This is a genomic window from Spongiactinospora sp. TRM90649 (assembly GCF_029382225.1).
In the GTDB taxonomy this organism is placed as follows: domain Bacteria; phylum Actinomycetota; class Actinomycetes; order Streptosporangiales; family Streptosporangiaceae; genus Spongiactinospora.
In genome coordinates, this window is record NZ_JARLTC010000029.1 from 131,489 (window position 1) to 152,721 (window position 21,233).

Consider the following 21,233-nt stretch of genomic DNA (forward strand, 5'->3'; position numbering starts at 1 on the left):
GATGAGCCTGGTGAAACTCGTCGATCCGGTGGCGGCCGGAGAACTCGGCAGGGTCCACTTCGTCGGCATCGGCGGAGCGGGCATGTCGGGCATCGCGCGCATCCTCCTCAAGCGGGGGGTGACGGTCAGCGGCAGTGACACGCGCGGCTCGGCGCTGGTCACCGAACTGCGCGAGCTGGGCGCCACGGTCCACATCGGCCACGCCGCCTCCCACATCAAGGACATCGACACCGTGGTGGTCTCCACCGCGATCCGCGACTCCAACCCGGAGCTGGGCGAGGCCCTGCGGCAGGGCCTGCGGATCATCCCCAGGGCCGCGGCGCTGGCCGCCGTGATGGCGGGCCGCACCGCCGTGGCCGTCGCGGGCACCCACGGCAAGACCACCACGACCTCCATGCTCACCGTCGCCCTGCAGAAGTGCGGGGCCGACCCGTCGTACTGCGTCGGCGGCCAGCTCGTCACCACCGGCCTGGGGGCCGACGAGGGCACCGGCGAGGTCTTCGTGGCCGAGGCCGACGAGAGCGACGGCTCCTTCCTGATGCTCACGCCCGGCATCGCGGTGATCACCAACGTCGAGGCCGACCACCTCGACAACTACGGCGACCCCGACGCCGTGTACGACAGCTTCGCTCGCTTCGTGGAACGGATCGGCACCTCCATGGTCGTCTGCCTGGACGACCCCGGCGCGACGGCGCTGCTGCCCGCGGCGCTGGAGCGCGGGCTCCGAGTTCGCACCTACGGCGAGACCGAGGGGGCCGATCTGCGCGTCCTCAACGTGCGCCCTGACGGCTTCGGCGTGGCCTTCGAGGTCGAGGGCCATGGACCGGTCCGGTTGTCGGTCCCCGGCGCGCACAACGCGCTCAACGCCACCGCCGTCATCGCCGTGGCCCTCGAACTGGGCCTGCCGTTCGACGAGATACGCGACGGCCTGGCCGCCTTCACCGGGGCCAAGCGCCGCTTCGAGTCCAAGGGCGAGGCGGGCGGCGTCGCCGTCTTCGACAGCTACGCCCATCACCCGACCGAGCTGGCCGCCGACCTGCGCGCCGCGCGCGACGTGGTGGCCTCCTTCTCCTCTGGCGAGGGCCGGGTCATCGCCGTCTTCCAGCCGCACCTGTACTCCCGCACCAGGTTCTTCGCCGACGAGTTCGGCACCGCCCTGGGCCTGGCCGACGAGGCCGTGGTGATGGACGTCTACGGCGCGAGGGAAGACCCCGAGCCTGGCGTCTCCGGCGCGCTGGTCGCGGGCAAGATCCCCCTCCCGGCCGCCCAGGTCGCCTACGTCACCGATCGCGCCGAGATACCCGCCCTGGTCGCCGCGCGTGCCCGTCCCGGCGACATCGTGCTGACCATGGGCGCAGGCGACGTCACCGAACTCGGTCCCCTCATCGTGGCCGAGCTGTCCGGCCGTTGACCCTCCCCCCATTAACACGCAGTACCTATCGGAGGGAACCGGACATCCGCATGGCCGTGCAGAGGGGAAACCGAACCACGACACAGGCGCCCGCGTCACGGCTCCGGCGTCCGATCGCCGGGGCGCCGCCTTCGCGGCTCGCGCGGCGGCGCCGTCCGCACGCGGAGCGGGCCGCGACCGTCTCCAGGGGAGAGCCGGGCGGCGCCGGGACGACGGCGGGCGGCGGGGCCGGGACGATCGAGGCCGGTTCCACGCGCGCGCCCGAGGGCGTGCCGGGAGAACCGGGCAGCCCGGGGCCTCCCGCGCCGCCGGGAGAGGGCGACGACGCCGGGGCGCGGGGCCGCTGGACCGGCTGGCGGGCGGTCCTGGTGATCGGGCTCTTCGCCGCCGTGGTCGGGGCCGCCACCTGGACCGTCTTCTTCTCTTCCGTGCTCGGCGTGCGGGAGATCGAGGTTGTGGGAAATCTCACCGTGCCCGCGGAGCAGATCCAGAACGCCGCCGCGGTGCCCACCGGACACCCCCTGGCCACGGTCGACGTGGACGGGGTGCGGGCCCGGGTCCTCGGGATCCGGCAGGTCGGGTCGGCGGAGGTCGAACGGGCCTGGCCCGGCACGCTGCGGATCGCCGTGCTGGAGCGCAAGCCGGTCGCGGTGGTCCCGGTGTCGGGCAAGGTCGCCCTGGTGGACCGGTACGGCGTGGTCATCGAGGTCCGCCCGGTGGCCTCGCCGAGGCTGCCGCTGCTGCGGGTCGCCCGTCCGGGCCCCGACGACCTCGCGACCAGGGCGGCGCTCGGTGTGATCCTCTCGCTGCCCGCCGAGCTGGCCGCCCGGGTGATCGAGGTGCGCGCCACCACGCCGGAGAACGTCTCGCTGCGCCTGGGAGACGGCAGGACGGTCGTGTGGGGCGGCACGGACCGGGCCGAGGACAAGGCGCGGATCCTCACGACGCTGCTCAAGCGACCCGCCGACACCTACGACGTGAGCTCGCCCGAGGTCGTCACCGTAGAGTGAGATCATCTGGTGGGTCGCGGCGGGCGCCGTGCGCGTCGTGCGAAAAGGACAGGCCGCGACACGCCGGGCGCGCTTGCGGCGCGGTTAGTTGACCCGCGTAGAGCGCAACTCCTACTGTCCGTATCAATCCTCAGGTTGACATAAATCTAAATCTCAACTTGAGGGTGAGGGTTTTGGGAATCGCGGGCACGGCTGCGCCGTCCCGCACGAACACCGTAAGTCACTGGAAATATCGCAAGTCAACGAGCGGAAAGGCCCCTCGTCGTGGCAGCACCGCAGAACTACCTCGCGGTCATCAAGGTCGTCGGCATCGGCGGCGGCGGCGTCAACGCCGTCAACCGAATGATCGAGGAGGGACTCAAGGGCGTCGAGTTCATCGCCATCAACACCGACGCCCAGGCGCTGCTGATGAGCGACGCCGACGTCAAGCTCGACGTCGGCAGAGAACTCACCCGCGGCCTCGGCGCGGGCGCCAACCCGGAGGTCGGCCGCAAGGCGGCGGAGGACCACCGGGAAGAGATCGAGGAGGTCCTCAAGGGCGCGGACATGGTGTTCGTGACCGCGGGGGAGGGCGGCGGCACCGGAACCGGTGGCGCGCCCGTGGTGGCGAGCATCGCCCGCTCTCTGGGGGCGCTCACCATCGGCGTCGTGACCCGGCCGTTCAGCTTCGAGGGACGGCGGCGCGCCTCCCAGGCCGAGGCCGGGATCGAGACCCTGCGCGACGAGGTCGACACCCTCATCGTGATCCCCAACGACCGGCTGCTGTCGATCTCCGACCGGCAGGTGAGCGTGCTCGACGCCTTCAAGGCGGCCGACCAGGTGCTGCTCTCCGGTGTCCAGGGCATCACCGATCTGATCACCACGCCCGGTCTGATCAACCTCGACTTCGCCGATGTGAAGTCCGTCATGTCCGGCGCGGGCTCCGCGCTGATGGGCATCGGCCACGCCAGGGGCGACGACCGCTCGGTCGCCGCCGCCGAGATGGCCGTCTCCAGCCCGCTGCTCGAAGCGAGCATCGACGGCGCGCACGGCGTGCTGCTGTCCATCGCGGGCGGCTCCGACCTGGGCCTGTTCGAGATCAACGAGGCCGCGCAGCTCGTCTCCAACGCCGCCGCGCACGAGGCCAACATCATCTTCGGCACGGTGATCGACGACGCCCTCGGCGACGAGGTCAGGGTCACGGTGATCGCCGCCGGGTTCGACGAGCCGGAGCGCCCGGTCTCCAGCCCGCCGGTCCAGCAGCCCGCCGCGCGTCAGCAGCGCCCGGCGTCGTCCCCGGCCCACGGGCCGGCCCGGTCGCAGTCCGGCCCGCCGAGCGTGAAGGCCGCCGAGTACCGCCCGGAGCCGTCCAGGTCCGAGTCGCCGCGTCACGAGCCGTCTCGTCATGAGCCCTCGCGTCACGAGTCCTCGCGGTTCGACCCGCCGAGGTCCGAGCCGCACCGCCACGAGGCGCCCAGGCCCGAGCCGCGTCCCGAGCCCAGGATCGAGCCCCGGCCGCAGCCCAGGCCCGAGACGCGCCCGGAGCCGCCGGCGCCGGTCCGCCCGCTGGCGAGCCAGCCCGATCCTGCGGCCGACGAGCCGTCGGGCCCGATCGCGCTGCCCCGCACGCCGGTCGAGTCCGCCGCGCCGACCCCGCCCACGCCGATCAGCTCCCGGATGCCCGACCAGGGCCGTCCGCGCGTGGTCTTCGAGGACGAAGAGGAACTCGACGTTCCCGACTTCCTGAAGTGATCTCGCTCACCCTCTCTACGGCGGCGGGCCGGGGAGGGTGCACGATGGTGCCGCTGGCTGAGCAGGCGACAGGTGGGCGGCGGTAAGTGAGCGGGCTGACACGGGGCGAGGAGATCGCCGAGGGGCTGAGGGCGGTCGAGGAGCGCGTCTCCGAGGCGTGCCGTACGGCGGGCAGGAACAGGTCGGAGGTCGCGCTGATCGCGGTCACCAAGACCTACCCCGCCTCCGACGTGCGCATCCTCGCCGGCCTCGGGGTGCTCGACGTCGCGGAGAACCGCGCGCAGGAGGCGGCGGGGAAGGCCGAGGAATGCGCCGGCCTTCCACTGACCTGGCACTTCGTCGGTCAGTTGCAGACCAACAAGGCGCGCCTGGTGGCCGCACACGCCTCCGTGATCCACTCCGTGGACCGCCCGCGCCTGGTCACGGCCCTGAGCGCGGCGGCGGCGCACGAGGAACGCGAGCTTCGTTGCCTGGTGCAGGTGGCCCTGGACGACCATCCCGAGCGCGGGGGAGCCAGGACCGCCGACGTCCCCGCCGTGGCCGAGGCGATCGCGAAGGCCGAGGGGCTGCGCCTGGGCGGGGTGATGGCCGTGGCGCCGCTGGGGGAGGAGCCGGGCGCGGCGTTCGCCCGGCTCCACGCGATCGCGCTGGCCGTGCGCGCGGACCACCCCGAGGCGACGATCATCTCCGCGGGGATGAGCGGTGACCTGGGTGAGGCGATAGCAAACGGCGCGACACACCTGCGGATCGGTACGGCGTTGCTCGGTCGTCGGAAGCCCTTCGTCAGGTAATGTCCACTCAAGTGGGCCTTGACGTCCACGCTCCAGGAGAGGTCAAACAGCGGTCGGCTCAAAGGGGGGTACGGCGGCCGTAACCGACCTGTAAGTGCGACGGAGGAAGACGTAGCGATGGCCGGCGCGATGCGCAAGATGGCGGTCTACCTCGGTCTCGTGGAGGACGACCGCTACGAGAGGTACGACAGCTATCCCGAGGACGACTACGACGACTACGACGAGTCGAGGCGTCCCGCGGATGAGCGCCAGGGCGCGGTCCACGAGCGCGACGACGACACCGACCCCGGGCTGCCCGCGCCCAGGCCCGCGACGGCGGTCCTGGAACGCCGCACGACCGACCTCGCGCGGATCACCACGCTGCATCCCCGCACCTACAACGAGGCGCGGACCATCGGAGAGCACTTCCGTGACGGCACGCCGGTGATCATGAACCTCACCGAGATGGTGGACAGCGACGCGAAGCGACTGGTCGATTTCGCGGCAGGTCTCGTCTTTGGCCTACATGGCAGCATTGAACGTGTTACCAACAAGGTGTTCCTGTTGTCCCCCGCCAATGTCGAGGTGACCGCCGAGGACAAGGCCCGAATCGCGGAACGCGGGTTCTTCAACCAGAGTTAGAGTTCCAGTATGGACGTGACAGACCGGCCCATCGGTTCCCTGGGAGTGCGGGGATGGGGATGGCGGCGTACCGGAATGGAGGCAGGGCGACACTGTGGGGATCGTTAGTGAGATCTTGGTCGTTGTCCTGTCGATCTATCTGGTGCTCCTCATCGGCAGAATGATCTTCGAGACGGTGCAGGCGTTCGCACGCCAGTGGCGCCCTACGGGTTTGGTGTTGGTGCTGGCCGAGGCCACGTACACGGTCACCGACCCACCGCTCAAGTTCCTCCGCCGTTTCATTCCGCCGCTCCGGTTGGGTACGGTGGCCTTTGACCTAAGCTTCACAGTGCTCTTCATTGTGGTCTTGGTCTTGATCCAGATCGTGTCCGCGCTTCGTTGACGGGTACCGTCCCTCCGGACAGACTCCAAGCGCGCCAAGGAGACCGAAATGCCGCTGACGCCCGCCGATGTGCGGAACAAGCAGTTCAGTACGACCCGGCTGCGGCCGGGCTACGACGAGGAAGAGGTAGACGCCTTCCTCGACGAAGTGGAGGCAGAGCTCGACCGCCTGATCCAGGAGAACGAGGAACTGCGCGCCAAGCTGGCCGAATGCCTGCGCGGCAAGGTGCCCGGCGGCATGGGCGTGGGCATGGCGCCCGCTCCTGTGGCCGAGCCCAAGCCGGAGATGATGGCTCCGCAGCCGGAGCCCATGAAGCCTCCGGAGCCGCAGCAGCCGCAGCAGCAGCCGGTCCCCGTCGGCATGGGCATGCCGCCCGCCGAGGACAACATGGACACGGCCGCCCGCGTTCTGGCGCTCGCTCAGCAGACCGCCGACCAGGCCATCGCGGACGCCCGCCGGGAGGCGGACGAGACCGTGACCCGGGCCCGGCGTGAGGCCGACGAGATCCTCGGCAAGGCCCGCCGTCAGGCCGAGCAGGTCATCGGCGACGCCCGTGCCCGCGCGGAGACGCTGGAGCGTGACGCGCAGGAGCGGCACCGCCAGGCCATGGGCTCTCTGGTGCAGACGCGCGACGAGCTGGAGCGCAAGGTCGAGGAGCTGCGCAGCTTCGAGCGCGAGTACCGCAGCCGCCTGAAGCTGTATCTGGAGGACCAGCTGTCCAAGCTGGACATCGCGGGCGACGGGAGCGGAGCATTCCCGATCGTCGGCGGCCAGATGCCGGCCAGTCCCGCCATGTCCCGTGGCCCCGGTCAGCAGCCGTTGCAGCCCGGCCCCGGTTCGTTCGGCCCCGACGCCGGACAGCACCAGGGCGCGTTCCAGACGGCGGACGGCCCGCACAACGACCGCAGGTAAACTCCGGGACGAGTCTCCCTCCCTGACCCGCATGCGGGAGTTTCTCTGTGATCTTTGTAAGTGCTGGATTGGTGCTCGCCGCGATCGTCCTGCTGATCGCGGGCGTCGTGCTCGCTCAGCCGGAACTCGTGATGTGGTCGATCGTGCTCAGCGTGCTGTCCGCGGTCTTCCTGCTGATCGCGGTGATGCTGCGCAGGCACGATCTGTTCCCCCGCGGGGGGCGTGCGTACGCCAAGGCGACGGTGCCACCGGTGCCCCCGATGCCACCGATGCCTCCGTCCGCGCCGCCCACGGCCGGTCCGATGACGCCGCCGACGATGGCGTCGCCACCACCGCATGTCCAGCACCCGTCCACGATGCCCGCCCAGATGTCCGCCCAGCCCCGTGTCCATCCGATGGCCGCGGGGGGCTCCCCGGCCGGCACCGGAGCGCGGACCGGCGTCTCGCCGGACGCGATCGTCCTGGTCATCCCCGGACGCCGGCGCTACCACGTGGCCGGCTGCCGGCACCTCGCCGGACGCGGGCTTGAGGAGCTCACGTACGTGGAGGCGCGGGAGGAGGGCTTCACGCCCTGCACCGCCTGCTTCCCCGACACCGCCCTGGGCGGAGTCCAGACACCCCCCACTCCCGAAACCCTGACCTCTCGCGCAGAGGGGTTCGCGTTCACGGAGCCCACGACCAGCCCGGTCCGCGCCCCGCGCGCAGGCTCGGGTTCCGATCCCCACCCTGGCGCCGCGCCCACCGGCCGCGTGACCCCCGAGCCTGCCGGGCGTGAGCCCGCCGAGCCCGCCGGCCGTGAGGCCGCCGCCAAGGACGACACAGTCGGCGCCGTCGGCACTCCTTCTTCCGCCGGCACCCGTCAGGACGCGCCCGCGCCGTCCGGAACCGCACGTGCCACCGGCGAGCCCCCCTCCCCGGCTCCTCCGGCACCCCGCCAGGGCTCGTCCCCGGCGGCCCCAGATCTTCCTGAGCCCCCGCGCTCCGAACCGGCCCGCCCGGTCCTCCCGGCGTGGATGACGCCCGCCGACGTGGAGCGCCCCGCCTCCCGGCCGGGCACGACGCCTCCGCCGCCGCGCGCTCCCACGGAGCCGGCCGCGCGTCCGGGCGCCGAATCCCCGGCGTCTCCCGCCGCTCCCAAGGATCGTTCCGAAGGCGAGTCCGCCAGGCCCTCCGGCTCCGGCCGGGAGTCCAAGGCCCCCGGGCAGCCGCCGGAGTCCTCCGCGACCAGACCGGTCTCCTCGTCCGCCGCCCCGCTGAGCGCGCCGGTGCCCGAGGAGCGCGCGGAGGGCCGCAAGCCTTCGTCCGCGCCGGCCGAGTCCGCCCCGGCGTCGTCCGGGGCCCCGGGCTCGTGGTTCTCCCGGACCGACCAGCAGGATCCCGCCGAGTCCGGCGAGTCCGCCGGTTCGGGGCCGTCCGACGCGCGTGACGACGACCGCACGCGGATCGTCGTCACCGTGGACGAGGAACGTTCCGATCCCGGACGCCCCACCTCGAAGGGCTCCTGAGCCGTACGAACCACCGAAAGGGGAGGCCCCGGAATCCGGGGCCTCCCCTTTCGCGTCAGGCGGTTCTCGCGGTCAGCCGGTGCGGCGGAGCTGGAAGGTCAGTCCCAGGTCGTCGTCCCGGTGGGTGGGCAGGCCGGAGGTGTCTCCCTCGGTGAAGGAGGCGGCGAGCACCTCGTCGGAGACGGTTCCGGCGTGGGCGCGCAGCGCCTCGGCGACGTCGGGGGAGCCCGCCGTCCACCACAGGTCGATCCGGTCGGTGATGGACAGGCCGGAGGACTTGCGGGCCTCCTGGATGAGACGGACGGCCTCGCGCGCGGTCCCGGCCAGCCGCAGCTCGTCGGTGATGGCCAGGTCGAGGGCCACGGTCTCGCCGGTGCCGGTCTCGATGGCCCCGGACTCGACCGCCCAGCCGGAGCGGGGCTGCTCGGTGATGATCACATCGTCCGGCCCGAGCTCCACTTCGCCCGCCTCGGCCGCCTGGACGGTGACCGTCCCGCCGCCGCGCAGCGCCCCGGCGAGACCCACCGGGTCGGCCGCCGAGATCGCGGCGGCGACCAGCTTGGTCTGCCCGCCGAACCGCTTGCCCAGCGCGCGGAAGTTGGGCTTGACGCTGAAGGAGACCAGATCGGCGGAGAAGCCCGAGAGGTCTTCCAGCGCCTGGACGTTCAGCTCGTCGGCGATCAGGTCGCGCAGCTCGCCGGGCAGCGCCGACCAGCCGGGCGCGCCCACGAGTGCGCGTCCGAGGGGCTGACGCGTCTTCACACCGGACGAAGCGCGTGCCGAGCGTCCCAGTTCCACCAGGCGTCGCACGAGCGCCATACGCTCGCTCAGGGCCGTGTCGAGCAGCTTCTCGTCGGCCTGCGGCCAAGTCGCCAGGTGCACGGACGAGGGGGCGTCGGGGGCGCGCAGCACGTCCCACACGTGGTCGGTCACGAACGGCGTGATCGGGGCCATCAGCCGCGTCACCGTCTCCAGGCACTCGTACAGCGTGGCGAACGCCGCCGCCTCGCCAGCCCAGAACCGGCGCCGCGACCGGCGGACGTACCAGTTGGACAGGTCGTCCAGGAAGGCCGCCAGCCTGCGCCCGGCGCGGGCGGTGTCGTAGGCGTCTAGTGCCGCGGTGACCTCGGCGACCGTGCGATGCAGCTCGGCCAGCGCCCAGCGGTCCAGCAGCGGGCGCTCGGCCGCGGGCGGGGCGTCCGCGAGCGCCGCAGGGGACCAGGACTCGGCGTTGGCGTACAACACGAAGAACGACGCCGTGTTCCAGTAGGTGAGCAGGACCTTGCGGACGATCTCCTCAAGCGCCGCGTGCCCCACCCGCCTGGCCGCCCACGGCGAGCCCGAGCAGGCCATGAACCAGCGCAGCGCGTCGGCGCCGTGCTGGTCCATCAGCGGGATGGGCTCCAGCACGTTGCCCAGGTGCTTGCTCATCTTGCGGCCGTCCTCGGCCAGGATCAGCCCCAGGCACAGCACGTTCTCGTAGGACGACCGGCCGAAGACCAGCGTGCCGACCGCCATCATCGAGTAGAACCACCCGCGCGTCTGGTCGGTGGCCTCGCAGATGAACTGCGCCGGGTAGGTGCGCCGGAACTCCTCCTCGTTGACGTGCGGCGCGCCCCACTGCGCGAACGGCATCGAGCCCGAGTCGTACCAGGCGTCGATCACGTCGGGCACCCGCCGCGCCTCCGCGCCGCAGGTCGGGCAGTCGAAGGTCACGTCGTCCACGTAGGGGCGGTGCGGGTCCAGCGCGGACAGGTCGCGGCCCGCGTGCCTGCCCAGCTCGGCCAGCGAGCCAACGCACGTCACGTGCGACTCGTCGGCCGTGCACGTCCACAGCGGCAGCGGGGTGCCCCAGTAGCGCGACCTGGACAGCGCCCAGTCCACGTTGTTGCGCAGCCACTCGCCGAACCGGCCCCACTTGATCGTCTCGGGGTACCAGTTCGTCTTCTCGTTCTCGGCGAGCAGACGGTCCTTGATCGCGGTGGTGCGGATGTACCAGGAGGGGAGCGCGTAGTAGAGCAGGGGCGTGTGGCAGCGCCAGCAGTGCGGGTAGCTGTGCTCGAAGTGGCCGCCGCGGAACAGCAGGCCGCGCTCGTGGAGGTCCTGGGTGAGGGCCTCGTCGGCGTCCTTGAAGAACTCGCCGCCGACCATCGGCACGTCGGGCAGGAACCGCCCGTCGGGGCCGATCGGGTTGACCACGGGCAGGCCGTACCGCTTGCAGATGGTCAGGTCGTCGGCGCCGAAGGCGGGGGCCTGGTGGACCAGGCCGGTGCCGTCCTCGACGGTCACGTAGTCGGCCAGCACCACGTAGTGCGCGCCGGGGATGTCGACCAGCTCGAACGGCCGGGCGTAGGTGGTGTGCTCCAGGTCGGCGCCGGTGAAGGTGGCCACGACCTCGGCGTCCTCGCCGAGCACGGACGCGGCCAGCGGCTCGGCCACCACCAGCGTCTCGTCACCGCCCGCCGGGCGGGCGGCCACGTAGGTGACGTCGGGCCGTACGGCCACCGCCGTGTTGGACACCAGGGTCCACGGGGTGGTCGTCCAGATCAGCAGGGACGCCCCCAGCTCGGCCAGCGGCCCGGAGGTGGCGGGCAGCCGTACGTACACCGACGGGCTGCTGACCGTTTCGTACCCGCCGGGCTGGCCGAGCTCGTGGTCGGACAGGCCGGTGCCGCAGCGCGGGCAGTACGGCGTGATGCGGAAGTCGCGGAACAGCAGGTCCTTGTCCCAGATGGTCTTGAGCGACCACCACACGGACTCGATATAGGAGGAGTCCATCGTGCGGTACGCCTGGGAGGTGTCCACCCAGAAGCCCATCCGCTCGGTCATCTGCTCGAAGGCGTCCACGTGCCGCTGCACCGAGTCGCGGCAGCGGGCGTTGAACTCGGCGATGCCGTACGCCTCGATCTCCGGCTTTCCGGACAGGCCCAGCTCACGCTCGACCGCCACCTCGACCGGCAGCCCGTGGCAGTCCCAGCCGGCCCTGCGGGGCACGTTGTAGCCGAGCATCGAGCGGTAGCGGGGAAAGACGTCCTTGAACACGCGGGCCTCGACGTGGTGGACGCCGGGCTTGCCGTTGGCGGTGGGCGGGCCCTCGTAGAAGACCCAGGAGGGGCCGGTCGCGGTCTGCTCGACCGAGCGCTCGAAGACCTTGCCGTCGCGCCAGCGGTCCAGGACCTCGTGTTCCAGGGCGGGCAGGTCTACCTGCGCGGGCAGGGATCGGAAATGGTGTGACGACATCGGATGGTGCCTCCACGCGGAAAATGGCCTCGATGGTGCTCTGCCTGTGCGTGGAGGGACGAAGCCGCCGCCGGGGCGCTCCGCGGTACCACCCTCCTTGGCCCCCGGGACCCGGGAACCCTCTCGTCGTGCCCGCTGCCGGGTCTACTTGACCCGGCGCGTGGCGGGTCGTTCTTCCGGCGGCTCAGGGGTGATGTTCACTCCGGCTCTCGCCCCGGACTCACACCGTCTCCGGGTCGCTCGCGCGAGGGGTGCCGGGAGCTACTCGTCCCCATCATCGCCTTGCAGGGCGGTCGGTCGCGCGCCCGCCGGTGGGGGGACGCACTCCCGCTTAGAAAGATAACGCACCGAGGGCACAGGTCGCTTCCCGGTTTCCACGCCTGGTGCTCTGTGCTCTGCCAAACCAGGCGTAGAGGTGCGGCGCAATGGGAAGGACGTGGCGGATCGGGGTGGGATGCAAACGAGCGCGGCGAATGTCCAAGCAGGTCATTAGCCGAGGTGTTGGTCATAGACCAGGATTTCCCACGTCGTTTGGGGTGTTCGATCAGCGAGGAGGCTGCTATGGGGGCAACCGCACGGGCAGGCAAGGGCACCGCCGTACGCGGTAACGGGGCCTGGACGGAAGGGGAACTCGCGGAGGTCCGCGACAACCTGTTCCGGGAGATGGAGGAGCTTCGCGTCGTCATCACGCGATCGGAGTCGGAGATAGCCTCTGGGGACATCACCGAGGGCGCGGGCGACGATCAGGCCGACGCCGGGGCCAAGACGTATGAGCGGGAGCGTGAGATCGCCCTTACCCTGAACTCGCGCGACCTGCTCGCGCAGAACGAGCGGGCGATCGCCAGGATCGACGCGGGGACCTACGGAGAGTGCGAATCGTGCCACAAGCCGATCGGAAAGGAACGGCTGCGGGCGTTCCCGAGGGCGACGCTTTGCGTGGCCTGCAAGCAGAGGGAGGAGCGCCGCTGACGGACGGCCCGGACGACCCGGACGCCCGCCGTCCGGACGGCGAGGCCGAACCTCCCACGGGCACTCCCCCCGCGCCCGATCCGGTCTCCGAGACGCCCGGCCACGACACCGATTCCCGGGCAGGCTCCGGCAGCACCGGGGGTGAGACGGCCGGGGCTCCCCCCGCGGCCGGGCGACGCCGCGTCGGCCTCCTGATCGGGCTCGCCGCGGTGATCTACGTGCTCGACCTGATCACCAAGACCCTCGTCGTGCGCTACCTCGAAGGCCGCGACCCGATGGTGCTGATCCCCGACGTCCTGGTGTTCCAGGTGATCCGCAACCCCGGGGCCGCGTTCAGCATCGGCACCGGCCTCACCCTCGTCCTCACACTGATCGCCACCGGCGTGGTCATCGCCATCCTGCGCACCGCCCGCAACCTGCGCAGCCTGCCCTGGGCGATCACCCTCGGCCTGCTCCTCGGCGGCGCGTTCGGCAACCTGACCGACCGGGTCTTCCGCTCGCCCGCCCCGCTGCATGGCCACGTGGTCGACTTCGTGCAGGTCTTCCCCGCGACCGGCTTCCCCATCTTCAACGTCGCCGACTCCTCCATCGTCTGCGGCGGCGTCCTGGCCGTGCTGCTCGCCTGGCGTGGATACCAGATCGACGGCACCCGGCACGAAGGCTCCGGCAAATGAGCGAACAGCGTGGTCTCCCGGTTCCCGACGGGCTGGAGGGCGAGCGCCTCGACGCCGCGATCTCCCGTCTGTTCGGGCTCTCCCGCACCCGCGCGGCCGAACTGATCGGCGTGGGCGACGTCCTGGTCGACGGCATGGCCGCGGCCAAGTCCGACCGCGTCCAGGCGGGCTCGTGGCTCGACGTCACGCTGCCCCCGCCGCCCGGCGCGCCCGTCCCGGTCGCCGAGCCCGTCCCCGGCATGCGCGTCATCTACGAGGACGACGACATCGTGGTCGTGGACAAGCCGATCGGCGTCGCCGCCCACCCCACCGTCGGCTGGACCGGCCCGACCGTCCTCGGCGGGCTGCTCGGCGCGGGGCACCGGGTGGCCACCAGCGGGGCGGCCGAGCGCCAGGGCATCGTGCACCGCCTGGACGCCAACACGACCGGGGCCATGGTCGTGGCCAAGAGCGAATCCGCGTATTCCCTGCTGAAGCGGGCGTTCAAGGAACGAACCGTTGAGAAGCGGTACCACGCCCTCGTCCAAGGACATCCCGATCCGCTTCGCGGCACCGTGGACGCGCCGATCGACCGCCACCCCTCGGGCGACGGGCGATTCGCCGTCGTGGCGGGGGGCAAGCCGTCCGTCACGCACTACGACACCATCGAGGCGTTCCGCGCCGCCTCGCTGCTCGACATCAGGCTGGAGACGGGCCGCACCCACCAGATCCGCGTGCACATGGCGGCGCTGCGCCACCCGTGCGTCGGCGACCTCCTCTACGGGGCCGACCCGACGCTGGCCGCCCGGCTCGGCGTGACCCGCCAGTGGCTGCACGCCGTGTCCCTGGCCTTCGAGCACCCGGGCACGGGGGAGTGGGTGTCCTTCACCAGCGAGTACCCGGCCGACCTCGCTCAGGCGGTCGAACTGGTGCGCGGCGAGAGCTGACCGTCCTCCGGGTCGTAGGAATCGGCGTCGTAGGGGTCGTCCTGGCCCTCGTTCCGCTGATCGGGCCCCCCGACCTCGCCGTCGCCGTCGTCCTGGGGCTCCGACTCTTCGGGTGAGGGCGTCTTCTCTTGCTTCTTGCCGGAATCGTCGGGGGAGGGCGACTTCTTCGGCGTCTTGTCGCCGGTCTTGTCGTCCTGCGGGCGCTCGGTCGGCTCGTCAGTGGGCGCGGGCCCGGTCTCCTCAGGCCCCGTCTCCTGAGGCTCGGTCTCCCCGCGCTCCGTCGGCGAAGGGGCCGGGGCCTGCACGGAGACCTGGGGGTCAGGGGTCTTCGGCACGGTGGACCGCACCGTGGTCGTCGTGGTCACCGACCCGTGCGCCGGGGGACGGCGCTGCGGGTCCGGCTGGGCCGACAGCCAGGCGGCGCCGCCGCTGACCATCGCCACGACCACGGCGAGCCCGGTGAGCCCCCCGACGGCCATCGCCTTCCTGCCCGTGGGACGTCGCTCCCCAGACGCCGGAGCGGGCACGGGCTCCGGCGGCGGGACGACGGGTGGGTGTGGGCGGCCGGGGTCCGTGTTCCCGGAACGTCCGTGGTACCCGTGCCCGGAGCGGCTGGTGCGAGGGTCACGCGGGCGGCCCGTCGTATGGACGGGACGGGTGGTGCGGGTGTTCGCCGGCCTCGCGTGCCCGCACCCCGCCCCCTGGACGGCCGGCCGGGACGCCACACCCGTCACCGGCACCACACCCGCGACGGGAATCGTGGCCGTCGGCTCGGGGGCCACGCCGTCCGCGACGGCCTGCAGCACGCCCGCCGTCTCATCGGGCGACGGACGCGTGCCAGGGTCCTTGCGCAGCAGCGCGGCGATCAGCGGGGCGAGCGCCCCCGCCCGGCTCACCGGGGCGGGCTCGTCGTGCATCACGGCGCCGAGCGTCGCGAGCGGATGACCCCGGTGGAACGGCGAACGGCCCTCGACGGCCAGATACAGCGTCACGCCGAGCGACCACATGTCCGACGCCCGGACGGCGCCGCCCCCCGCCGCCCGCTCAGGCGCGATGAACGCCGGAGTGCCGACCAGGATCCCGGTCCGCGTCATCGGGGAGTCGTCTTCCATGGTGGCGATGCCGAAGTCGGTCAGCACGGCCCGGCCGTCCGGGGTCAGCAGCACGTTGTCCGGCTTGACGTCACGGTGCAGCACGCCCGCCTGGTGCGCCGCCCGCAGCGCGGCGATCACCTGCGTGCCGATCTCCGCCACCTCGCTCACCGGCAGCGCCCCGCGCTCCCTGATCGCCGCGCCCAGCGTCTTGGACTCCACCAGCTCCATGACGATCCACGGATGGCCGCGCTCCTCCAGCACGTCATAGACGGCGGCCACCCCCGGATGGCTCACCCGCCCGGCGGCCCGGGCCTCACGGAACGTGCGCTGGAGGAACTCCTCCCGCTCCTGTCCCACCATGTCAGGCGGAGGGGTGATCTCCTTGATCGCGATGTCCCTGCCGAGCACCTCGTCGTGCGCCCGCCAGACGGTGCCCATGCCGCCCCGGCCGATGGCTTCGAGCAGTCGATAGCGCCCCCCGACCAAGAGGCCCCGCTCCTGCGAATCCGACATGGGGCATCGGCTACCCAGGGAACCGGCGGGCATGCGAAGGATGATCCGGCGGTTCCCCAGGGGGTCACTTGGCGGGCTTGAAGGTCTTGGCGAAGGTGTCGAAGTAGTGCAGGTCCTTGTCCCAGGCGTCGGCGAGGGTGTGCCAGTAGAGCGCGTAGCCCCGGCCGCCGTCGGTGACGAACCCGCGGTTGCGCACGTGCGCCTTGCCGGAGCTCATCCGCCAGGTGAACTCCCAGTCGGCCGCGGCCTTCATGTAGTCCACCTTCTCGATCTTCACCCGCTTGTAGTCGTTGAAGTTCCCCTTGACGGCCTTCTCCTGCTGGTACCAGTCCTCCAGCGGGTCGGAGCGGGGATCGGACGCCTCCTCCACCAGCAGGTAGCTCCCCTTGGCGGCGCCGGGGCCGTGGAACCAGACGGAGCGGTCCTGCTGCTTGAAGACCGACCATCCCTTGGGGAGGGCGATGGAGAAGCCCCGGCCGTCCTTGTGGGTGAACCAGCCTTCGGGCAGCGCCTCGTCCTCCTCCTTCGGGGGCTTCGACTCCTCGGGGGCCGTCGTCTGGGGCGGCGGGGCGGCCTCCTCGGACTTGGCGGGCGCGGACTCGGCAGGCTGGCTCGGCCCGGCCGACGTACTCGGCTCCGTCTTGTCTTCCTTGTCCCTCTCGCTGTCCTTGTCGTCGGACTTCGTGTGAGACGCGGTGACGGCGGGCGTCGGGCGGCTCGTAACCTCGGCGACCCCGGTGCCGCCGCCCCCGGCGCTCCGTATCCCGAGCCACCAGGCGACCAGCGCCACGATCACCACGGCCAGCACCAGCAGCGGCAGCGCCTTCTTGACCTGCCCCATGGAGAACTGCCCCGGACGCTCGGCCGGAGGCCCCGCGGGCGGCAGCCGCCCGGCGTCGAACGACACGGGCATCCCCACCTGCGTCGGCTGCGCGGGCTCCCGCGCCACCGGCGTCCTCTTGGGCGGGTCCTTCCTGAACCAGCCCTCCAGCTCCTCATCGATGCTCAGGGGAGCGGGTTTCCGCGCGGCGGGCGTCCTACCGCCACCGCCGGGCCCCTTGGCCGCGCCCTTCTTCGGGGCGGGCGGCTTCTCGTCGCGAGCGGGGATCAGCGCGGCGGTCCTGTCCTCGCCTGCCGCGCCACCGCCGTCGCCCCGCTCGCCCCCGGGCGCTGAACCGATCGCGACGGTCCCGTCGCTCTCGTCCCCGTCGGCCGCCGGGAGTGCGCCGATCCGCCCGTCCTGGTCGGTCACGGCGACAAGCCCGGGATCGGTGTCGTCATCGCCTCCCACCGAAGCCGCCCCGGAACCTTGGGCACCGGTGCCGCCCACCGCCGAACCGAGGCCGCTGGCGCCGCCGTCTTTCCCGCTGCCCGCCGCTGTACCGAGGTCGCTGGTGCCGCCGTCCTTCCCCGTGCTCGCCGTCGTGCCGAGGTCGCTGGTGCCGCCGTCCTTCTCCTTGCTCGCCACCGGACCGAGCGAGGCACCGCCGTCCGTCTCGTCGTCCGCTACCGCCGTGCCCTGGGCTGCGGAGGCGCTCGTACCGTCGCTCTCGTGCCCATCCTGCGACGCGGCGGCCACCGCAGACGCGCTCGGACCGGCGTTCTCATTGCCACCCTGCTCGGGGCCGTCGTCGGCAGCCGGCACGGGGGCACTGTCGGCTGCCGCAGACGCACCCGCACTGCCGCTCTTCCCCTCAGTCGGCGTAGGGCTGTCATCCATTGCCGGGCGCGCGCTGGACCGCAGCAGGCTGGTGCCGTCGTCCTTCTCCCCGTCCCCCGCTGACGCGCTGGTACCGCCGCGCTTCTCCTCATCCGGCGCGGGAGTCTCGTCCGTCGCGCCGGCGCTCCCTGCTGTCTTTACGTCGCTCGTGGCCCGGATTTTCGCGGACGCCGCCGTCGCCCCGCCTGTGCCGCTGGCCTTCTCACCCGGCTTGCCGGCCGCCTCTTTGCCGCTCTTCTCGGCAGGCTGTGCGGGCGTCTCCGGGTCGGCGTCGGCCGCCTTCGCCGCCGCGCCCTTCTTCGGCTTGGCGGGCGCCTTCTTCGCCTTCGCGGGTGCGGCGGGCTTCTTGCCCTTCTGGGCGGGGGTGGCGACCTTCGTGGTGGCCGTCGGGTCGGGCCGGTCGGCCTCGGGCTGCGGCTCTGCGGGCTTCTCGGCCGTCTCTGGTGAGACGGCGGGCTTCGGCGTCGCCGTCCGGGCGTAGGGCGGACGGCGGCGCGGAGAGGGGGGAGCGTCTCCCGCCTGTGGCAAGGGGCTCGTCGCGCGGGCCGGATGCAGTGCGGTCGCGTCGGGAGAGGGCGGCGGAGGGGCTTCGTCCTTCGCGGCCGAACTCGGACGCGGCGCGATCTTCGGCGTGGGCGGTGCTGAAGGCGGCGCGAGGGCCGCGTCCGCCGGAGCGCCGGACGGCGTGCCCGCCTGCGGGACACGGGGCTGGGGCGGCTCGGACTTCGGCTCGGGCGACGGCGGGGGAGGCTGCTTGCTCGCCGTAGGCACGATCGGCCGCCCCGCCTCCGGGCCGGAAGCCGGAAGCGGCGGCAGATCGGCGGGCGCACCGGGCAGCCGTGCCCCCTCCTGGAACGCGTTCATCCGCCTCGGCGGCGGACTCGCCGCCTTCCCGACGTCCGCCCCCTGCCCGGCGGGAGCCTGCGCGGCAGGGCTCTGCCCGGTCGAGGGCTGCGGCGATCCCTGCGCCGCAGGGGTCTGTGCCATCGGCTGGCCTGGTGTTCCCTGGGCCGGTGGTGGCTGCTGGGGCGATCTCTGCGGGGCGGGGGGCTGTGCCGCAGGGGTCTGTGCCGTCGGCTGGCGTGGTGGCCCCTGGACGGCGGGGCTCTGCGCGGTCGGGGGCCGCTGCCGGGAGGCGGCCTGGGGCCGGGGCGGGCCCTGAACCGGCGGAACAGGTGGGCGCGGGCCCGCCTGCCCCGGGTTCTGGCCCGGGTTCTGGGCCGGGTTGCGAGCCGGGTTCTGCGCGGCTGGGGGCCGGGGGGCGCCGCCGTACGGCGGGCTCTGTCCCGGCGCGGGCGGGCGCGGCGCCTCCCGTGAGACCGGCCCCGGTACGGCCTGCGGCCGTGCCGCAGGCGGCGGCGGTTGCTGCTGTCGCGGTGCCGGACGCTGCGGATTCTGGTGGCCCGGCCCCTGTGCCACGCCGGGCCCGGCCGGTGGTCCGCCCTGGACCGGCCCCTGCGGGTCACGCCGTACCGGCCGGATGGCGGGCATTATGCGCGTCGGACTGCGGCCGTCGAGGACCTGCCGCAGCATGCGCGTGGCCTCGTCGTGGTCGAGGCGCTGTACCGGCTCCTTGACCAGCAGCCCCTCGATCACGGGCAGTAGCGCTCCGGCGTGCGGCGCCGGGTCGGGCGGGTCCATCAGCACCGAGTGCATGGTGGCCATCGCCGTACCTCGGTCGTGCGGGGACCGGCCCTCGACCGCCGCGTACAGCGTGGCGCCGAGCGACCACAGGTCGGACTCCCGGCGGGCCGGACGCCCCCGCAGGCGCTCGGGCGCGATGAACGCGGGGGTGCCCGCCAGCCCGGTCATGGTCAGCGCGGTCTCGGCCTCCAGCGTGGCGATGCCGAAGTCGGTGAGGACGACCCGGCCGTCGTCGGCCAGCAGCACGTTCTCCGGCTTCACGTCACGGTGCAGGACCCCGGCCTTGTGCGCGCTGCGCAGGGCGCTGACGACCTCCAGGCCGATCTTGGCGACCCGCTGCGAGAGCAGCCGCCCCTCCTGCTTGATGACCTGCCCGAGGGACCTGGAAGGGACGAGCTGCATGACGATCCAGGGACGACCGTCCTCTTCGATCACGTCATGGACGACCACGACGTTGGGGTGATCCAGCCGCGCCGCGGCCCGCGCCTCGCGCATGGTGCGCCGGTTGAGCTGCTGCACCTCATCGCCGAGCACGCTGGCGTAGCGGACCTCCTTTACGGCCACCTTCCGGTCCAGGACCTTGTCGTGGGCGCTCCAGACCACGCCCATGCCACCCCGGCCGATGGGTTCGAGCAGGTGGTAACGGTTCGCTACCACACGATCGCCGCGCTGCCCCTCCGACATCACCGAATTGAACCCCCTCTCGGAGCTAAAAATCCTCCCATAGCGGGGGATCCGGAGCGACCGGAAGCGGCTCGGCCGCGTGTGATCGATGTCCACATGGCGAGACGGATCTTTCGTGAAGTGGCGTGCGGTCGAGGTGATGGCCTATCGTCGGGGACGTGGTCCGTTACTTCGCGTTTATCGAGCCGGCTCCGGAAGGGCCGGTCGCACCTGCGTGAACTAGCGATCGACCGGAGCCGGCGAAGGCAGAGACATCACGTCTCTGCCTTTTGTTTTACCCCCAACTCTCACCTGCCGGCTCGCGGGAAAGGGCGGCCGGCCTACTGATACAGGAGCCGAGATGTCGTCGAATGCCCCGCAGGGAAGGTCCGACTCGTGAGTGTTGAAGTTTCCGGTCCCCGGGCCGGTCGGGCCGTACGGGTCGGTGAGGTGCCGCTGGGGCGGGACGTGCCCGCGGTGGTCGTCGGGGGAGCGCCGGTGGAGGCGGCCCAGGGCGAGGCGACCGGCGGTGAGCCGGACGCGCGGTGGATCAGCCTGCGCGGTCACCACGGGCGCCGTCCGGCGGCGGAGGTGATCGCCGAGGCTCGCGCGCAGTGCGGCGGTCCGCTCCTGGTCGAGCCGTTCTCGGCGGCGGACCTCGCCGACGTGGCGGCCATGGCCGACGGCGTGATCGTGGGCGCGGCCTGGATGCAGGACTACCAGCTCGTGCGGGCCGTCGCCCGGCTCGGACTGCCCGTGGTCGTGCAGCGCGGCCCGGCGGCGACCCTCCAGGAGTGGCTGGCGATCGCCGACTACTGCGCCGCCGAGGGCAACGACCAGGTGGTGCTGTGCGAGTGCGGCGGCCGTCCCAGCCTGCCCGGCGGCACCACCACCCTGGACCTGGGGATGGCGGCGGAGGCGGGGGAGCGCACGGGGCGGCCGGTGCTGGTCGCCCTCGGCGACGACGCCTCGCTGGCCGCGGCGGCGATCGCGTCCGGGGCGGACGGGCTGATGCTCGCGTCCGGCGCGGGACGTGACGCGGTGGCGGCGGCCTGTGAGGCGGCGACGGTCGTCGGCGCGCTGGTGCGGCGCGAGGCGCCGGATTCCGTGGCCGGCGCGCGGTCGGTGATCGACCGCGTGGACGCGGCCCTCGCCACCTTGCTGGAACGGCGGGCGGAGCTGGCCGGGATCGTGCAGCGGCTGAAGCCGGTGGGCGGGTTCGCCGGGCGCGACATGGACCGCGAGCGCGCTCTCGTGGCGGCCATGGCGCGGCGCGCGCCGTCCCTGGGCGCCGACCGCCTCGCCCCGGTGATGAACGCGGTGATCGAGGCCGGCCTGCTCCTGGCCGAGGAGCGGCGCGGGGCCGCGAGCGGCTGAGACTTCGGATTCCGGCGGCGTGTCGGCCCGAAACCGAGCTTTCGCGCAGG

Annotated in this window: 15 protein-coding genes; 12 read left to right on the forward strand and 3 right to left on the reverse strand. The window is 72.5% G+C overall.

The genetic code is table 11. The annotated features are described in order from the left end of the window. Position 1 precedes the first annotated feature (1 nt). The 8 genes from murC (at position 2) to P3X83_RS30115 (ending at position 8,363) form a co-directional block, all read left to right on the forward strand. Positions 2–1,411, forward strand: a complete 1,410-nt coding sequence (gene murC / locus P3X83_RS30080) for a UDP-N-acetylmuramate--L-alanine ligase (protein ID WP_277308642.1) — start codon at positions 2–4, stop codon at positions 1,409–1,411. A 50-nt stretch (positions 1,412–1,461) separates the two neighbouring features. Beyond that, a complete protein-coding gene (locus tag P3X83_RS30085; RefSeq protein WP_277308643.1) occupies positions 1,462–2,421 on the forward strand; it encodes an FtsQ-type POTRA domain-containing protein in 960 nt (319 codons plus the stop codon). 264 nt (positions 2,422–2,685) lie between these two features. Then, a complete protein-coding gene (gene ftsZ / locus P3X83_RS30090; RefSeq protein WP_277308644.1) occupies positions 2,686–4,152 on the forward strand; it encodes a cell division protein FtsZ in 1,467 nt (488 codons plus the stop codon). Positions 4,153–4,238: 86 nt separating this feature from the next. Continuing rightward, positions 4,239–4,943, forward strand: coding sequence for a YggS family pyridoxal phosphate-dependent enzyme (locus P3X83_RS30095; protein ID WP_277308645.1), 705 nt, complete (start codon positions 4,239–4,241; stop codon positions 4,941–4,943). A 117-nt stretch (positions 4,944–5,060) separates the two neighbouring features. Beyond that, a complete protein-coding gene (gene sepF, locus P3X83_RS30100) occupies positions 5,061–5,564 on the forward strand; it encodes a cell division protein SepF (protein ID WP_277308646.1) in 504 nt (167 codons plus the stop codon). Positions 5,565–5,658: 94 nt separating this feature from the next. Continuing rightward, positions 5,659–5,946: a YggT family protein gene (locus P3X83_RS30105; RefSeq protein WP_277308647.1), complete on the forward strand. Its 288-nt coding sequence runs from the start codon at positions 5,659–5,661 to the stop codon at positions 5,944–5,946. A 48-nt stretch (positions 5,947–5,994) separates the two neighbouring features. Then, positions 5,995–6,858, forward strand: coding sequence for a DivIVA domain-containing protein (locus P3X83_RS30110; protein WP_277308648.1), 864 nt, complete (start codon positions 5,995–5,997; stop codon positions 6,856–6,858). A gap of 47 nt (positions 6,859–6,905) precedes the next feature. Next, a complete protein-coding gene (locus tag P3X83_RS30115; protein WP_277308649.1) occupies positions 6,906–8,363 on the forward strand; it encodes a hypothetical protein in 1,458 nt (485 codons plus the stop codon). Between the two features lie 72 nt (positions 8,364–8,435). Here the strand turns inward: P3X83_RS30115 and ileS are convergent, their stop codons facing one another. Continuing rightward, the gene (gene ileS, locus P3X83_RS30120; RefSeq protein WP_277308650.1) at positions 8,436–11,603 is read right to left on the reverse strand and encodes an isoleucine--tRNA ligase; all 3,168 of its coding nucleotides are present in this window, start codon (positions 11,601–11,603) and stop codon (positions 8,436–8,438) included. 561 nt (positions 11,604–12,164) lie between these two features. Between ileS and P3X83_RS30125 the strand changes: the two genes are divergently transcribed. From P3X83_RS30125 to P3X83_RS30135, 3 genes are read left to right on the forward strand one after another with little or no spacing between them, the layout of a single operon-like run. Next, the gene (locus tag P3X83_RS30125; RefSeq protein ID WP_277308651.1) at positions 12,165–12,572 is read left to right on the forward strand and encodes a TraR/DksA C4-type zinc finger protein; all 408 of its coding nucleotides are present in this window, start codon (positions 12,165–12,167) and stop codon (positions 12,570–12,572) included. After that, the gene (gene lspA, locus P3X83_RS30130; protein ID WP_277308652.1) at positions 12,536–13,246 is read left to right on the forward strand and encodes a signal peptidase II; all 711 of its coding nucleotides are present in this window, start codon (positions 12,536–12,538) and stop codon (positions 13,244–13,246) included. The genes P3X83_RS30125 and lspA overlap by 37 nt, the downstream gene beginning before the upstream one ends. Next, positions 13,243–14,172 (forward strand): RluA family pseudouridine synthase, encoded by a 930-nt coding sequence (locus P3X83_RS30135; RefSeq protein ID WP_277308653.1) that lies wholly within the window; start codon positions 13,243–13,245, stop codon positions 14,170–14,172. The genes lspA and P3X83_RS30135 overlap by 4 nt, the downstream gene beginning before the upstream one ends. Here P3X83_RS30135 and P3X83_RS30140 read toward each other — a convergent pair. Next, positions 14,139–15,779 carry a protein kinase gene (locus P3X83_RS30140; RefSeq protein ID WP_277308654.1) on the reverse strand — a complete coding sequence of 547 codons (1,641 nt, stop codon included), beginning with the start codon at positions 15,777–15,779 and terminating at the stop codon, positions 14,139–14,141. The genes P3X83_RS30135 and P3X83_RS30140 overlap by 34 nt on opposite strands. A 64-nt stretch (positions 15,780–15,843) precedes the next feature. After that, on the reverse strand, positions 15,844–19,800 hold the full coding sequence (locus P3X83_RS30145) for a protein kinase (protein ID WP_277308655.1): 3,957 nt from the start codon (positions 19,798–19,800) through the stop codon (positions 15,844–15,846). A gap of 402 nt (positions 19,801–20,202) precedes the next feature. On the opposite strand from P3X83_RS30145, the gene P3X83_RS43375 reads away from it, so the two are divergent. Beyond that, positions 20,203–21,183 carry a chorismate mutase gene (locus P3X83_RS43375; RefSeq protein ID WP_346742761.1) on the forward strand — a complete coding sequence of 327 codons (981 nt, stop codon included), beginning with the start codon at positions 20,203–20,205 and terminating at the stop codon, positions 21,181–21,183. The last annotated feature ends 50 nt before the right edge of the window (positions 21,184–21,233 follow it).